The sequence below is a fragment of the Streptomyces sp. NPDC000878 genome (genome assembly GCF_053599695.1).
This window is the reverse complement of sequence record NZ_JBSFMT010000052.1, coordinates 62059-76798: the sequence shown is the minus strand read 5'-3', so window position 1 is coordinate 76798 and position 14740 is coordinate 62059. Positions and strand designations below refer to the sequence as shown.

Sequence of the window (14740 nt, the reverse complement as noted above, 5' to 3'; positions counted from 1 at the left end):
CCTGGCCATGGCCGCCAGGGAGGCGTCGGCACGTACGGACTCGTCGGCGCCGAAGACGACCGGGTCGCCCTTGCGCTGGGCGAGCGCGCAGGCACCCCGACCTCCGGAACGCCCCCGGAAAGCCTCCAGAAAGAGGACTCATGGCCACCGTCCTGTCCGTCTCCGGCAGCCCCTCCGCCTCCTCCCGCACGGGCAAGCTCCTGCGCCACCTGGACTCCCGGCTGGCCGCCCAGGGCCACGAGGTGATCCCGCTCGACGTCCGCACCATCCCGGCCGAGGCCCTGCTCGGCGCCGACTTCCGGCATCCGGCGATCGTCGAGGCCACCGAGCTGTTCGCGCGCGCCGACGGAGTCGTCGTGGGCACCCCGGTCTACAAGGCCTCCTACTCCGGTGTCCTCAAGGCGCTCCTCGACCTGCTCCCGCAGTACGCGCTCACCGGCAAGACCGTGCTGCCGCTGGCCACCGGCGGCTCCACCGCCCATGTCCTGGCCATCGACTACGCCCTGCGACCGGTCCTCAACTCGATGGGCGCCGCCCACATCGTCCAGGGCTGGTTCACCCTCGACAAGGACATCACCGCCCACGAGGACGGCTCCATCTCCGTCGCCCCGGCCACCGCCGAGGCCCTCACCCAGATCCTCGACCAGTTCTCGATCGCGCTCGGCCGCTCCCCGATCCTCGCCGCGGCGGTCTGATCCCATGACCGCGAAAGTCATCGCCGACGACGTGGAGGCCCTGACCGTGGCGGCGGCCCTGGCGGACGAGTTCCGCACCGGGGCCGCCGCACGGGACGCCGAACGGCGGCTCCCACGCGCGGAGTTGGACCGCCTCTCCACCTCGGGACTGCTCGCGGTCACCGTGCCCGCCGAGTACGGGGGAGCGGACGTACGCCAGGAGACCCTGGCCGAGATCTTCCGGCTGCTCGCCTCGGCCGACGCGAGCCTCGCCCAGATCCCGCAGAGCCACTTCGCGTACGTCAATGTGATCCGCCGTCAGGGGACTGCGGAACAACGGGAGTTCTTCTTCGGTGAGATCCTCGCGGGGCGGCGGCTCGGCAACGCCCAGTCGGAGGCGGGCACCAAGCACGTCCAGGACATCCGCACCCGCCTGGAAAGCCGCCCCGACGGCTCGTACGTCCTGACCGGCGTCAAGCACTACTCCACGGGCGCCCTGTTCGCCGACTGGATCCCGGTCCTCGCCCGCACCGAGGACGACACCCTCCACGTGGCGTACGTCCCGTGCGACGCGCCCGGTCTCACCGTCGTCGACGACTGGGACGGCATGGGCCAGCGTACGACGGCCAGCGGTACCGTCCGGCTCGACGCGGTGCTCGTCCCGGCCGACCGGGTCCTCCCGCACCACCTCACCTTCCAGGGACCCCAACTCCACGGCGCAGTCGCCCAGTTGCTGCACACGGCCATCGACGTCGGTATCGCCGGGGGAGCGTTCGCCGAGGCCGTGGAGTTCGTGCGGACCAAGAGCCGGCCCTGGTTCGAGAGCGGTGCCGAGACCGCTGCCGAGGACCCGCTGCTGATCCAGCGGTTCGGTGAACTCGCCGTCCAGCTACGGGCGTCCGAGGCGCTGCTGCGTGAGGCGGCCCGTGCGGTGGACACGGCCCGCGCCGACCTCACCGACGACTCGGCGGCCGAGGCGTCCATCGCGGTGGCCGTCGCCAAGGCGCACGCGGCGACCACCGCCGTGGAGGTCACCGGAGCCCTCTTCGAGGTCGCCGGCACCCGCTCCGCCCTCAACTCCCTGAACCTGCACCGGCATTGGCGCGACGCCCGCACCCACACCCTGCACGACCCGGCCCGCTGGAAGGTCCAGCACATCGGCCGCTACGTACTGAACGGTACGAAACCGCCCCGCCACGGGCTGCTGTAACCCGCCACGGCCCGCTGCAACGCGACGACGTTCCCCGCGACGTTCCCGATCGGAGATCTTCGGTGTCCCTCACCTTCCACTGGTTCCTCCCCACCAACGGCGACAGCCGTCATGTCGTCGGCGGCGGCCACGGCACCCCGGCCACCGCCTTCGGACAGAACCGGCCGCCGACGGTCGCCTATCTGAGCCAGATCGCCCGCGCCGCCGAGGACCTGGGCTTCGTCGGCGCGCTCACCCCCACCGGCGCCTGGTGCGAGGACGCCTGGTTGACCACCGCCATGGTCAGCCAGCACACCGAGCGCCTGAAGTTCCTGGTCGCCTTCCGCCCCGGCTTCGTCTCCCCGACCCTGCGCCGCGCAGATGGCGTCCACCTTCCAGCGCCAGTCCGGCGGACGGCTCCTCCTCAACGTCGTCACCGGCGGCGAGAGCCACGAGCAGAAGGCCTACGGCGACTTCCTCGACAAGGACGCCCGGTACCGTCGTACCGGCGAATTCCTCGAAGTCGTACGGGAGTTGTGGGAGGGCAAGACGGTCAACCTGACCGGCGAACACCTCAAGGTCGAGGACGCCAAGCTGGCGCGTGTGCCCGATCCGGTGCCCGAGGTGTACTTCGGGGGCTCCTCGCCCATCGCCGGTGAGGTCGCCGCCCGGTACGTCGACGTCTACCTCACCTGGGGCGAACCGCCGGCCCAGGTCGCCGAGAAGATCGCCTGGGTCAGGGGGCTGGCCGCCAAGCAGGGGCGCACCCTGCGGTTCGGCATCCGGCTGCACGTCATCACCCGCGACACCGCCGAGGCGGCGTGGGCGGAGGCGGACCGGATCCTCGCCGGGTTCGACCCGGCGACCGTACGGGACATCCAGGCGGGGCTCGCGCGGAGCGAGTCGGAGGGGCAGCAGCGGATGCTGGCGCTGCACGGGGGCGGCAACCGGGACGGGCTGGAGATCCACCCCAACCTGTGGGCGGGGATCGGGCTGGTGCGGGGTGGGGCGGGTACCGCGCTGGTCGGCAGCCATGACGAGGTTGCCGACCGGATCGCCGAGTACCACGCGCTGGGGATCGACGAGTTCGTGCTCTCCGGGTATCCGCATCTGGAGGAGGCGTACTGGTTCGGGGAGGGGGTGTTGCCTCGGCTGGCGGCGCGTGGGCTGTGGCGGCATCCGGTCGCCGGGGCGGGTGCGGCGCCGGCTGCGCAGGTGCCGTTCGCCGGCTGAGTGTTCCGCAGGGTGGGTGGTTCTTTGTCTGTCGGCCCGGTAGGGGCTTGTCGCGCAGTTCCCCGCGCCCCTGAGGGTGCGCTCCGCGCCCCTCAGGGGCCAGGACATGTCCGAGGTAAATTGAACAGATGTCTGATGCGATGGTCATGCGGTGCTCGGGGTGGACGTTCGCATTCGACGGCCGGTCGTTGACCATCACCCGGCGTGGGGACGCCCTGGCGCCGCAAACGGGTCGAGCACCTGCCGCTCGGCCGGCTCCACGCCTGCTACCTCGACCACTCGCTCAGTCATGACATCGAAAGCTTCCAGTTCTGGGTGGTGCACGACACCGGTGCGCTGGGGATCGGCATCCATTGGCGGTACTACGAAGGCGACGCCCGCTGGTTCGCCAAGTACCTCAGCGAGGCGATCTGCGAGAGGCTGCGCTGGGTTTTCAGGAACACCATCGGGCTCGGTCCACATTCCGAGGCAAAACTCTTCCCGGTCATTCGGCGGGCGCTGAACCTCCCTCCGCACAGCTTCTACATGGGCGACGTGCCCCGGCGGCTGGCCGCCTTGCGCAAGGAGGACCACTTGGTATTGGGTCGCCGAATGCCCGGTCCGACCCGGTCCTCCGACCTGCAGACCAACCACGACAACGCGTTGAACCACGCCACACCGAGCTACGAGGACTCGTGGACCTTCGTCGAGTACGTCCGCGCCGGCTACGAGCCGATGGACGACCCGGGCTGGGAGGAAGTCGCGCAGGATCTCCTGAGAGGCCAACGGATGATGGACCAGAGCAACCCGAAGCTGTACAACCGCTCGGGATACCGGAAGCCGGGCGTCCAGGACCTGCCCGCCCGATGTCGCCCGTACACGACCTAGTCGGTCAGTGAGGCCAGGTGCGCGTTGCGGACGTCGGTCGTCTGGCCCTGGACCAGGAGGAACAGGCCCTCTCGGGCCAGGCGTTGGGCCGGACTGTTCAGGTCCAGGGAGCGGCCTCCACCGGCGATGATCGCCGCCGTTGTCGCCGTGCGCATCAGGTCGTAGGCGCTGGTCTTGAGGGCCAGGCGTTGCGCGATGTGTTCCTGGGGGCGGCGGTGGTCCGCGAGGGCGTACGCGTTACGGCGTACGGCGTCGAGGCGGGTGCGGAGTGAGCGGGCCGTTGCCGTGGCATCGGGGTGGGCGGCGAGGAGATCGAGGGCCGCGTACGCCACGCCGAAGACGGCCGGGTTGGTGTTGGTGGCCCGGGGGAGGTCGTCGAGGGCGAACTTCTCGCGCGGGGTGCGCAGCACGACCGCCTCGTCCGGGAGCCGGAGGCCCTTCAGCTCCAGGGAGACCGTACGGGCGGCCGTGAGCGCCGCGAGGCGCATGATCGGCGAGGCGCGCAGCCCCGACTGTTCGCGTGCGTCGGCGAAGGCGAACACCACCTCGTCCGTGTCGGTCAGCCCCGCGAGCAGCATGACGTCGTTCAGCCCCCAGCCCGTGTACCAGGGGACCGTTCCGTCGAAGCGCCAGCCGCCGCGCTCGTACCCGGCCCGCACCGGGACGAGCGGGAAGGAGCGCAGGTGCGCGTACGCGATGCCGGAGAGCAGCGCGCCTGTCGAGAGCGGACCCAACATACGTTCCCGTACCGGGAACTGAGACTCCGTCAGCAGTTTCACCGGAGTGTGGTGCTGGGTCTGCACGAACCAGGTCGAGCAGCATGCCCCGGCCAGGATCTCGGCGACCTCGCGGGCCACCGAGGCGGGCGCGCCCGCACCCCCGTACTCCTTCGGCGCGCTCACTCCGAGCAGGCCCGACCGCTTGATGGCCTTGATGCTGCTCGCGGGCACGCCTTCCTGGTCGACCCGGCCTGCCTGCGGGGCCAGGACCTCGGCGGCGAGGCGGCGGGCATCGGTGACGAGCGGGTGCGGGGTGACGGTCATGGACAAGATTCTCCCGGTGTTGGGGTGCGTTGTGTCTCTACAGCGGTGCTCCCTTCGTGTAGGAGAGGGGGCAGAGTCGTGATGCACAGGAGGACGCGATGAAGTACTACCTGCTCAGTGCCATGAAGCCGGTCGGCGAACCGTCCGCGCCCGAGACCATGGTGGAGATCAATCGCAGACTGAACGTCTTCCACGAGGAGTTGCGCGAAGCCGGGGCCTGGGTCTTCGCGGGCGGACTCCACCGCCCGGACGCCGCGACCGTACTGCGGCCCCTCGGCGACGAGGTCGAGGAGATCGAAGGGCCCTACGCCGAACACAAGGAGTTCCTCGGCGGGATCTGCCTCGTCATGGCCCCCGACCTCGACGCCGCACTGGAGTGGGGCCGCAAGGCCGCGCTGGCGACCACCCTGCCGGTCGAGGTCCGTCCCTTCCTCGGCGAGGTCGACGACTGATGGCCCGCCAGCACGATTCCGGGGCGGTCCGGCGAACTTCCGTCCCGCTCATACGATTCCGTCTCATACGATGTACACACCCCCGGGACCGAGGAGCAGGATGACCACATCGTCGCAGCGCCGGCCCCAGGACCTTCTGCGGCTCCTGACCCGGGCCGAGCGGCTGGCCGCGCGCCGTCTCCAGCCCGTGCTGGACGAGCACGGCTGCTCGCTCGACGCCTGGCGCGTGCTCGCCCTGCTCTCCGACGGCGCCGGTCACCACATGACCGCGATCGCCGAGGCCGCCTTCCTGCCGCCGCCCACGCTGACCCGGCTGGTCGACCACCTCGTCGACCAGAACCTCGTCCACCGCCGGGTCGACCCGCACGACCGCCGCCGCATCCTCGTCCACCTCACCCCGCGCGGCACGGAGTACTGGCGGCGCATCGACCGCGAGGTCCGCGCGGACTGGCCACAGCTCAGCGACGGCGACGACGAACTGCTGCGCGCCCTTCTGGACCGGCTGGCCGAGACGCTCGACGAGACGACGGCCCAGGTCTGACGTCGACGTCGACACGTGTGGTAAGTATCGGTCACCTTCGGTTACTTTCATGTATGGGGAATATATTTTGCCGGGTGCGGGGTTGGCCTGGTCATCGAGAACATCAAGAACGTTGAGTACGCATCGAGCCTGAGCGAGGCACCGTGAACCACCCCATGTCCACCGAGCAGCCCGCCGACATCGTGGCGCGCCTGCGCACCACCTTCCGTACGGGCCGCACCAAGCCCGTCGAGTGGCGCAAGGGGCAGCTCGGCCGCCTGCGTGAACTCCTCACGGAGCACGGCGACGACGTGGCCAAAGCCCTCCACGCGGACCTAGGCAAGAGCTCGACCGAGGCCTACCGCACGGAGATCGACTTCACGATCCGGGAGATCGACCACACCCTCGACCACCTCGACGGCTGGCTGCACCCCGAGCCCGCGCCGGTCCCGGAGCGCCTCGGCGCCGACGCCACCGCCTGGACGCAGTACGACCCGCTGGGCGTCGTCCTGGTCATCGCCCCCTGGAACTACCCGGTGCAACTGCTGCTGACCCCCGTCGTCGGCGCGCTCGCCGCCGGGAACGCCGTGGTGGTCAAGCCGAGCGAACTGGCCCCCGCCACCTCCGAGATCGTCGCCCGGCTGCTGCCGGAGTACCTGGACACGGACGCGGTCGCCGTCGTCGAGGGCGGTGTCCCGGAGACCACGGCCCTGCTGGCCGAGCGCTTCGACCACATCTTCTACACCGGCAACGGCGCGGTCGGCCGGATCGTGCTGCGCGCCGCCGCCGAGCACCTCACCCCGGTCGCCCTCGAACTCGGCGGCAAGTCCCCGGCGTTCGTCGACACCGGCATCGATGTGGACGTCGTCGCCGACCGGCTGGTCCGGGGCAAGTTCCTCAACGCCGGCCAGACCTGCGTCGCCCCCGACTACGTCCTCACCGACCCGGACACCGCCGCCGCGCTGGAGCCCGCGCTCGCCAAGGCCGTCGAGAACCTGTTCGGCGCGGACCCGGCCACCTCCACCGAGTACGGCCGGATCGTCAACGAACGGCACTTCGACCGGCTCGGCGGCCTGCTCGACTCGGGCCGGGTCGTCACCGGCGGCGCCAAGGACCGTACGACGAAGTACATCGCGCCGACCGTCCTCGCCGACGTCGACCCCGCCTCGCCCGTGATGCGCGAGGAGATCTTCGGACCGATCCTGCCCATCGTCACCGTGCCCGGACTGGAGGAGGCGATCGGCTTCATCAACGACCGCGACAAGCCGCTCGCGCTGTACGTGTTCACCGAGTCCGGCACGACCCGCGAGCGGATCGCCGCCGAGACGTCCTCCGGCGCTGTCGGCTACGGCCTGCCGCTCGCCCATCTCACCGTCTCCGACCTGCCGTTCGGCGGGGTGGGGGAGAGCGGCATGGGCAGCTACCACGGCCGCTACTCGATCGAGACGTTCAGCCACCGCAAGGCGGTGCTGGCAAAGCCGCTGAGCTGACCCGCCGCCCCGTCTTTCGCGGAACTCGTGCTGTCCTTTGGTGCGTTGGCTGGTCTATACCCTTGACTGGTCCAGACCAAGGGAGTTGAGTGTGCCTCCACACCCCCCACCACGGCCGCCCCACGCCGTGGCCGGCTGAGGCCGGCACGTGCGCCAAGGGTCAGCTCCGCGCTGCCCTTGGGCGGGAGCGGCCGTGCTCCGCGAAGGAGTTGATCCCGTGTCGAGGCGCCGTATCTCCGCACTCCTGACCGCACTCGTCCTCGGAACGGCCGCGCCGGTGCTCCTGCCGGCACCGAGCGCGTCCGCCGCGGCGTGTTCGAGCTACCCGAGCTGGGTGGCCGGCAAGGCCTACGTCACCGGCAACATCGTCCGCTACACCGACGGCAAGGCGTACATCGCCGAGCACGACAACCCGGGCTACGACCCGACCATCAGCACCTGGTACTGGGAGCCGTACGCGTGCGACGGCTCGACGGTACCCTCCGGATTCGTGGTCTCCGAGGCGCAGTTCAACCAGATGTTCCCGAGCCGGAACTCCTTCTACACGTACAGCGGGCTGACCGCCGCGCTGAACGCCTATCCGGCGTTCGCGAAGACCGGCAGCGACACCGTGAAGAAGCAGGAGGCGGCAGCGTTCCTCGCCAACGTCAACCACGAGACCGGCGGGCTGGTCCACATCGTGGAGCAGAACACCGCCAACTACCCGCACTACTGCGACTGGAGCCAGCCCTACGGCTGCCCGGCGGGCCAGTCGGCCTACTACGGGCGCGGCCCGATCCAGCTCAGCTGGAACTTCAACTACAAGGCCGCCGGTGACGCACTCGGCCTCGACCTGCTGGGCAACCCCTGGCTGGTGCAGAACGACGCGTCCGTCGCCTGGAAGACCGGCCTGTGGTACTGGAACACCCAGTCGGGGCCCGGCACGATGACCCCGCACAACGCCATGGTCAACCAGGCCGGCTTCGGACAGACCATCCGGTCCATCAACGGCTCGCTGGAGTGCGACGGGAAGAACCCCGCCCAGGTCCAGAGCCGCGTCGACGCCTACCAGCGCTTCGCCTCGATCCTCGGCGTCAGTCCCGGCGGCAACCTCTACTGCTGACGGTATTCAGCTCGTTGCCGCGGAGAGTGAGAACGTCGCTCTCCGCGGCGGCGGTGGTTCAGGGTGGCTCGGGGTGGTTCAGGCGCCCGAGATGCCGCCGAGGCAGAACTGCCATACCTCGTCGGCAGTCACCGGGTGGGCGTGGCTGTCCGTGGGGACGCCGTTGGCCTGGGCCGCGAACATGACGGTCTGCATGAGGAGGGCCGCAAGGCGGCGGGGCTTGTCCGCGTGGATGCTGCCTGTTTCGGCGGCCTGCTCCAGCAGCTCTGTGAACAGGGTCAACAGGGGCAGGTGTGCGGTGGCCACCTGCGCCGGGTGCTTGACCAGCAGTTGCAGCGCGAAGTCGCTGAACAGGGGGCGCTGGACACCGGGGTTGGGCAGTGACTGCTCGAACAGCATCTCCACCGCGATGCGGAGGCGGGGCAGCGGCTCACTGGTGCCCGCCGTGGCCTCGCGGATCTCGACCGCGGACGTGGACAGGGCGTCTTCGAACAGGGCGAGCAGCAGCTCGTGCTTGCCGTCGAAGTGCTGGTAGAAGCTGCGCAGCGACTGCTTCGAGCGGTCGACGACCTCCTGGACGGTGAAGTCCGTGGTCCCCTTCTCCGCGATGAGTTCCTGTGCCGCGTCCAGGAAGCGCTGAACGCGCTGCTCGGCACGCTGTTTGGCGGCACGGGTGGATCGCTCGACGGCGCGCTGGCGCCACGCTGGCTCTTCGGGGATGGCGGTCACGCGTAGAACGATACTGCACTTCAGCGGTAATCAGGCGAAGCTCCCTACCGAATCACGCACCGCAGCTTTCGAGACTCTTACTTGCATGGAATGAGAATGTTATTCTCACCTGCATCGCGGACGTCCAGAGCAGTGCCCGCGCGGCATGTGTCCGCTCGGCATGTGCCTGCGCGGCATCGAGTCGTCGAAACGAGGGTCGTCTGACATGGCATGGGACTTTTCCACCGAGCCCGAGTTCGAGGAGAAGCTGGAGTGGATCAGGCGGTTCCGCGCCGAGCGCGTGGACCCACTGGACCTCCTCTACCCCGACCGTGCCTACCATCCCCTCGACCACGAGACCGGCCCGGTCGTCCGGTCCCTCAAGCAGCAGGTGCGCGACCAGGGTCTGTGGGCCCCGCACTTGGGCCCCGAACTGGGCGGACGCGGCTTCGGACAGCTGAAGCTGGCCCTCATCAACGAGATCCTCGGTACGTCGAGCTGGGCACCCGTGATCTTCGGTACGGCGGCCCCCGACACCGGCAACGCCGAGATCATCGCCCGCTACGGCACCGAGGAACAGAAGGCCCGCTACCTCCAGCCCCTGCTGGAAGGCGAGTGCTTCTCCTGCTTCTCGATGACCGAGCCCCAGGCAGGCGCCGACCCGACGATGTTCACCACCCGGGCCGAACGCGACGGCGACGACTGGGTCATCACCGGCCGCAAGTACTTCTCCTCCAATGCCCGCACCTCGACGTTCGTCATCGTGATGGCGGTGACCGACCCGGACGTCAGCCCGTACAAGGGCATGTCGATGTTCCTCGTGCCGAGCGACACCCCGGGCGTCCGCATGGAACGCAACGTCGGGCTGCTCGGCGAGGGCCCCGAGGACGGCATGCACGCGCTGATCGCGTACGACGGCGTCCGCGTCCCCGGCGACGCGCTGCTCGGCGGTGAGGGCCAGGCGTTCGCCATCGCGCAGACCCGGCTGGGCGGCGGGCGCGTCCACCACGCGATGCGGGTCGTGGGGCAGTGCCAGCGGGCGCTGGACATGATGGCCGAACGCGCGCTGTCCCGCGAGACACAGGGCAGCCGGCTCGCGGACAAGCAGCTGGTGCAGGCCGATCTCGCCGACTCCTATGCCCAGTTGACCCAGTTCCGGCTGATGGTCCTCTACACGGCCTGGCAGATCGACCAGTTCAACGACTACAAGCGGGTCCGCAAGGACATCGCCGCGATCAAGTTCCTGACGCCGAAGGTGCTGCACGACGTCGTCTACCGCTCGATGCATCTCCACGGCGCCCTGGGCGTCTCGAACGAGATGCCCTTCGCCGACATGTGGACCGGCGCGGCCGTCATGGCCGTCGTCGACGGACCGACGGAGGTCCACAAGATCACCGTGGCCCGCGACCTTCTGCGCGGCTACGAGGCCACCCCCGGACTCTGGCCCACCCAGCATCTGCCCGCACGCCGGGAGTGGGCCCGCAAGCAGCTGGAGAACCTGTGAACACCGAGTCGCTCGCCCGCTGGCTGGACGGCCAGGACATCGCCCCCGGCGCACCCGTCGAGGTCTCCCTCATCTCCGGGGGCACCTCCAACGACATCTACGAAGTCCGGCGCGGGGACCGCCAGTTGGTGCTGCGCAAGCCGCCCGAGAAGGTCCCGCCGGGCCGCAACGAGACCATGCTGCGCGAGTTCCGGGTGCTGAATGCCCTCAACGGGACCGACGTTCCGCATCCGGAGGCCGTCGCGGTGTGCGAGGACACCGACGTCATCGGCTCCTGCTTCTACCTGATGGGCCATGTCGACGGCTGGTCGCCGATGAACGTCGAGGGCGGCTGGCCCGAGCCCTTCAAGAGCGACCTCAGCCTGCGCCCCGGCCTCGCCTACGAGTTGGTTGAGGGCATCGCCCGGCTCGGCAACGTCGACTGGCGGGCACAGGGCCTGGAGGGCTTCGGTCGCCCCGACGGCTTCCACGATCGTCAAGTTGACCGCTGGCAGGCCCACTTGGCCAAGTTCGCGTTCCGTGAGATACCCGGCCTCGACACGGCCGCCGCGTGGCTGCGCGCGCACCGCCCCAGCCACTGGACCCCGGGCATCATCCACGGCGACTACCAGTTCGCCAACGTGATGTTCCAGCACGGCGCCCCCGCGCGCCTCGCCGCCCTCGTCGACTTCGAGATGGCCACCGTCGGCGACCCGCTCCTCGACCTCGCCTGGGTGATCATGGGCTGGCCGAACGCCGACGAGGACCGCACCCAGAAGGGGTACGTCAGCTACGAGGGCATGCCCGACCGGGCGGACCTCCTGGAGCACTACGCCAAGGTCAGCGGCCGGGACGTGAGCGAGATCGACTACTACGTGGTGCTGGCCCGCTTCAAGATGGCCATCGTCCTCGAAGGCGGCTACGCCCGGCACGTCAAGGGCGAGGGCGGCAATCCGAAGATGGCCTTCTACGGCGACACGGTCCTGGCGATGGCCGCCCAGGCCGCCGAACTGGCCGCGACGACCCGGCTATGAGAGCCGCCCGCTGTCACACCCTCGGCGGCCCGGTGACCGTCGAGGAGATCCCCGAGCCAGCGGGCGAGGTGCTGGTCGCTGTGGAGTACGCGGCGGTCAACTTCGCCGACGTGCTGGTGATCGAGGGCGCCTACCAGGTGAAGGCCGACGTGCCCTTCACCCCAGGGAGCGAGTTCGCGGGGGTGGTCGTCCGGGACGGGCACGGATTCCGCGCCGGGGAGCGGGTCTTCGGCTCCGCCTTCGTCGGCGCCTTCGCCGAACGCGTCGCCGTCCCCGCCACCAGCCTCCACCGAGTCCCGGCCGCCGTGCCCATGGAACGCGCGGCGGCCTTCGGGGTCTCCCACGCCACCGCCTTCAACGCCCTGCGCCTGGTCGCCGACGTGCGGGAGGGCGAGCGGGTCGCGGTGCTCGGCGCCGCCGGCGGGGTCGGCCTCGCCGCCGTCGAACTCGCCCTGCTGCTGGGCGCGGAGGTCATCGCCGTCGCGTCGAGCGAGGAGAAACGCGCCGCCTGCGCCAAGCTCGGCGCCCGGACCGTCCTGCCGTACGAGAACCTGAAACGGGCCTTGCAGGAGGCGGGCGGCGCCGATGTCGTCGTCGACCCGGTCGGCGGGCCGCACTCCGAGCAGGCGCTGCGCGGGATGCGCTGGGGCGGCCGGTTCGTGAACGTCGGGTTCGCGAGCGGGGAGATCCCGAGCATCCCGCTGAACCTCGCGATGCTCAAGGGCGTGACGATCCACGGCTTCGACTTCGGCGGCTGGGCCCGGCACGACCGGGAGCGGCTCGTCGCCGCCCGCACCGAACTGCACCGACTGTTCGCCGAGGGGGCCATTCACCCCCGTATCCATGCCGTCCACCCGCTCGACGAGGTGGGAGCCGCGCTGTGGCTCGGCCGGGGTGCCATCGGCAAGGTTCTTCTGGAGGTCGCCCGTGGAGTTTGAATTCGACGAGGACCAGCGGATGCTGCAACGCATGGTCCGCGAGACGGTGGCCAAGTCGCGCGCCCTGCCCGAGGACCAACTCTGGGCCACCTACCTGGAGTTGGGCTGGCTGGAGGCGCCTCCGGTGGAACTGGCGATCATCCTGGAGGAGTTGGGGTACGCCGCCGATCCGACGCCCTTCCTCGCCACGGCCACCTGGTTCGCGCCGCTGGCGGGTCGGCTACCAAACGGCTCCGGGACGGCTGTCTTCGACGGGATCGGGGAGTTCGTCCTCGACGCGGACCGGGCGGATGAGATCGCGCTCCTCACGGCGGACGGTGTGGTCGTTCGGAGTGGGGCCGAGGTACGTGCCGAGCGGGTCGCCGTCTTCGATCCGACCATCCATGTGGCCCGGGTCGAACAGCCGGAACTGGTCGCCGGTGTACCGGAGTTGGCGTTGATGGGGCTGGCGATCTCCACCGTCGGCAGCTGTCGGCGCATCCTCGATCTGGTCGTCGCGCATGTGAAGCAGCGGCAGCAGTTCGGGGTGCCCATCGGGTCCTTCCAGGCGGTCAAGCACAAGGCCGCCGACATGTACGTCGCGATCGAACGGGCCCGTGCGCTCGCCCTCTACTCCGCCCTCACGATCGCCGAGGACGACCCGGAGCGGGCGCGGGCCGCCGCGATGGCCAAGGCGGCGGCGGGGGAGTGCCAACGCCTGTGCTTCCAGAGTGGGTTCCAGCTCTTCGGCGCGATGGGCTACACGTGGGAGAACGAACTCCAGATCCACCTCAAACGGGCCAAGGCCGGTGACCTGCTGCTGGGTTCGGCGGCCGTGCACAGGAGGGCGTTGCTGGTATGAGACTCGCCGCCGATCCCGAGATCGAGGAGTTCCGGGCCGAGTTCGCCGCCTTCCTCGACGCCAACGTGCCCACCGCCGAGGAGGCCGTGCCCCGCGCGAAGTCGAGCGCGGACGTGCCTGGTTGGGCGCGTGTGTGGCAGCGCAAGCTGTTCGACGCGGGCTGGCTGGTGCCCGGCAACCCGCCCGAGTACGGCGGACGGAACGCCACCCTGCCCCAACTGCTCGCCCATGCCGAGGAGATGTCCCGGCGCCGGATCTACCACAGCTTCAACCCGCAGGGCGTCGGCATCATCGCCGCCTCGATCCTGAGCTTCGGCACCGAGGAGCAGAAGCAGCGGTGGGCCGCGCCCATCCTGCGCGCGGACATCACGGCCGCCCTCGGAATGAGTGAGCCGGGTGCCGGTTCCGACCTCGCGGGGCTGCGTACCCGCGCGGCCCTGGAGGGGCACCACTTCGTCGTCAACGGGCAGAAGGTGTGGACCTCCGGCGCGCATGACGCGGACGTGCTGCTGACGTTCGTCCGCACCGACCCGGACGCGCCCAAGCACAAGGGGATCAGCGTGCTGCTGATCCCCACCGACACCGAGGGCGTGGTCAGGCGGCCCTTCGGATCCATCGCGGACCCCGACGACTTCGACTTCAACGAGGTGTTCTTCACCGACGTCCGGGTGCCCCGGGAGAACCTGATCGGCCCGCTGAACGAGGGCTGGAAGGTGGCCAACGGCTCGCTCGGGCACGAGCGGACCTTGCTGTGGCTGAGCTACGCCGAACGCCTTGAGGATCTCATCCGGGACGCGGCTTGCGACGAGGAGTGGTACGCCACGCTGCTCATGGACTTCCAGGCGCTGAAGCTGCTGGGCTACCGGCAGCTCGGCGCCGACCGGAACCCGGCCGAGGTGTCCGTGCTCAAGCTGTTCGGCTCGGAGGCCGTGCAGAACGCCACTCTGCGCGCCCTGGAGGCCCACGGCACCGGGGCCCTGCTCCACCCCGCCTCGACCGCCCCGCACTTCCACATGAACATGGAGGTGTTCTCGTCCAGCTGGTTCGAACGGTACGCGCGCAGTTTCGGCGGGACCATCGCCGGCGGCACCTCCGAGATCCAGCGCAACATCATCGCCGAGCGCATCCTCGGCCTGCCCAGATAGGCGTCTGCACAGCTTGCCGTA

At 69.9% G+C, this 14740-nt stretch carries 14 protein-coding genes and 1 pseudogene; 13 read left to right on the top strand and 2 right to left on the bottom strand.

The features are described 5' to 3' along the window. Positions 1–140: 140 nt before the first annotated feature. The 4 genes and pseudogenes from ssuE (at position 141) to ACWDR4_RS34530 (ending at position 3963) form a co-directional block, all read left to right on the top strand. Complete coding sequence (ssuE, locus tag ACWDR4_RS34545; protein ID WP_450414266.1) at positions 141–695, top strand: NADPH-dependent FMN reductase; 555 nt, start codon at positions 141–143, stop codon at positions 693–695. 4 nt (positions 696–699) lie between these two features. Next, positions 700–1884 carry an SfnB family sulfur acquisition oxidoreductase gene (locus ACWDR4_RS34540; RefSeq protein WP_450414264.1) on the top strand — a complete coding sequence of 395 codons (1185 nt, stop codon included), beginning with the start codon at positions 700–702 and terminating at the stop codon, positions 1882–1884. A gap of 62 nt (positions 1885–1946) precedes the next feature. Beyond that, positions 1947–3096: pseudogene (locus tag ACWDR4_RS34535) on the top strand (LLM class flavin-dependent oxidoreductase). 204 nt (positions 3097–3300) lie between these two features. Next, positions 3301–3963, top strand: coding sequence for a hypothetical protein (locus tag ACWDR4_RS34530; protein WP_450414262.1), 663 nt, complete (start codon positions 3301–3303; stop codon positions 3961–3963). Here ACWDR4_RS34530 and ACWDR4_RS34525 read toward each other — a convergent pair. Then, positions 3960–5006, bottom strand: coding sequence for an acyl-CoA dehydrogenase family protein (locus ACWDR4_RS34525; RefSeq protein WP_450414261.1), 1047 nt, complete (start codon positions 5004–5006; stop codon positions 3960–3962). The two genes, ACWDR4_RS34530 and ACWDR4_RS34525, sit on opposite strands and share 4 nt — an antisense overlap. Before the next feature lie 98 nt (positions 5007–5104). Here ACWDR4_RS34525 and ACWDR4_RS34520 point away from each other — a divergent pair, with 98 nt between their 5' ends. The 4 genes from ACWDR4_RS34520 (at position 5105) to ACWDR4_RS34505 (ending at position 8570) form a co-directional block, all read left to right on the top strand. Then, a complete protein-coding gene (locus tag ACWDR4_RS34520) occupies positions 5105–5458 on the top strand; it encodes a YciI family protein (RefSeq protein ID WP_450414259.1) in 354 nt (117 codons plus the stop codon). A 100-nt stretch (positions 5459–5558) separates the two neighbouring features. Continuing rightward, positions 5559–5999, top strand: a complete 441-nt coding sequence (locus ACWDR4_RS34515) for a MarR family winged helix-turn-helix transcriptional regulator (RefSeq protein ID WP_450414257.1) — start codon at positions 5559–5561, stop codon at positions 5997–5999. 143 nt (positions 6000–6142) lie between these two features. Continuing rightward, a complete protein-coding gene (locus tag ACWDR4_RS34510) occupies positions 6143–7468 on the top strand; it encodes an aldehyde dehydrogenase family protein (RefSeq protein WP_450414256.1) in 1326 nt (441 codons plus the stop codon). A 217-nt stretch (positions 7469–7685) separates the two neighbouring features. After that, positions 7686–8570, top strand: a complete 885-nt coding sequence (locus ACWDR4_RS34505) for a glycoside hydrolase family 19 protein (protein WP_450414254.1) — start codon at positions 7686–7688, stop codon at positions 8568–8570. A 78-nt stretch (positions 8571–8648) separates the two neighbouring features. Here ACWDR4_RS34505 and ACWDR4_RS34500 read toward each other — a convergent pair whose 3' ends face one another. Continuing rightward, positions 8649–9299 (bottom strand): TetR/AcrR family transcriptional regulator, encoded by a 651-nt coding sequence (locus ACWDR4_RS34500; protein WP_450414253.1) that lies wholly within the window; start codon positions 9297–9299, stop codon positions 8649–8651. A 205-nt stretch (positions 9300–9504) separates the two neighbouring features. Here ACWDR4_RS34500 and ACWDR4_RS34495 point away from each other — a divergent pair, with 205 nt between their 5' ends. From ACWDR4_RS34495 to ACWDR4_RS34475, 5 genes are read left to right on the top strand one after another with little or no spacing between them, the layout of a single operon-like run. Then, positions 9505–10782: an acyl-CoA dehydrogenase family protein gene (locus tag ACWDR4_RS34495; RefSeq protein ID WP_450414252.1), complete on the top strand. Its 1278-nt coding sequence runs from the start codon at positions 9505–9507 to the stop codon at positions 10780–10782. Further along, positions 10779–11795, top strand: coding sequence for a phosphotransferase family protein (locus ACWDR4_RS34490; RefSeq protein ID WP_450414250.1), 1017 nt, complete (start codon positions 10779–10781; stop codon positions 11793–11795). The genes ACWDR4_RS34495 and ACWDR4_RS34490 overlap by 4 nt, the downstream gene beginning before the upstream one ends. After that, a complete protein-coding gene (locus ACWDR4_RS34485; RefSeq protein ID WP_450414248.1) occupies positions 11792–12733 on the top strand; it encodes an NADPH:quinone oxidoreductase family protein in 942 nt (313 codons plus the stop codon). The genes ACWDR4_RS34490 and ACWDR4_RS34485 overlap by 4 nt, the downstream gene beginning before the upstream one ends. Continuing rightward, the gene (locus ACWDR4_RS34480) at positions 12723–13574 is read left to right on the top strand and encodes an acyl-CoA dehydrogenase family protein (RefSeq protein ID WP_450414246.1); all 852 of its coding nucleotides are present in this window, start codon (positions 12723–12725) and stop codon (positions 13572–13574) included. Before ACWDR4_RS34485 ends, ACWDR4_RS34480 begins: the two co-directional genes overlap by 11 nt. Next, positions 13571–14719: an acyl-CoA dehydrogenase family protein gene (locus ACWDR4_RS34475; protein ID WP_450414244.1), complete on the top strand. Its 1149-nt coding sequence runs from the start codon at positions 13571–13573 to the stop codon at positions 14717–14719. The genes ACWDR4_RS34480 and ACWDR4_RS34475 overlap by 4 nt, the downstream gene beginning before the upstream one ends. The last annotated feature ends 21 nt before the right edge of the window (positions 14720–14740 follow it).

Coding starts and splice junctions, on each gene's coding strand:
- ACWDR4_RS34515 (WP_450414257.1), top strand. CDS start 5,559: ATGACCACATCGTCGCAGCGCCGGCCCCAGGACCTTCTGCGGCTCCTG.
- ACWDR4_RS34475 (WP_450414244.1), top strand. CDS start 13,571: ATGAGACTCGCCGCCGATCCCGAGATCGAGGAGTTCCGGGCCGAGTTC.
- ACWDR4_RS34525 (WP_450414261.1), bottom strand. CDS start 5,006: ATGACCGTCACCCCGCACCCGCTCGTCACCGATGCCCGCCGCCTCGCC.
- ssuE (WP_450414266.1), top strand. CDS start 141: ATGGCCACCGTCCTGTCCGTCTCCGGCAGCCCCTCCGCCTCCTCCCGC.
- ACWDR4_RS34485 (WP_450414248.1), top strand. CDS start 11,792: ATGAGAGCCGCCCGCTGTCACACCCTCGGCGGCCCGGTGACCGTCGAG.
- ACWDR4_RS34495 (WP_450414252.1), top strand. CDS start 9,505: ATGGCATGGGACTTTTCCACCGAGCCCGAGTTCGAGGAGAAGCTGGAG.
- ACWDR4_RS34540 (WP_450414264.1), top strand. CDS start 700: ATGACCGCGAAAGTCATCGCCGACGACGTGGAGGCCCTGACCGTGGCG.
- ACWDR4_RS34520 (WP_450414259.1), top strand. CDS start 5,105: ATGAAGTACTACCTGCTCAGTGCCATGAAGCCGGTCGGCGAACCGTCC.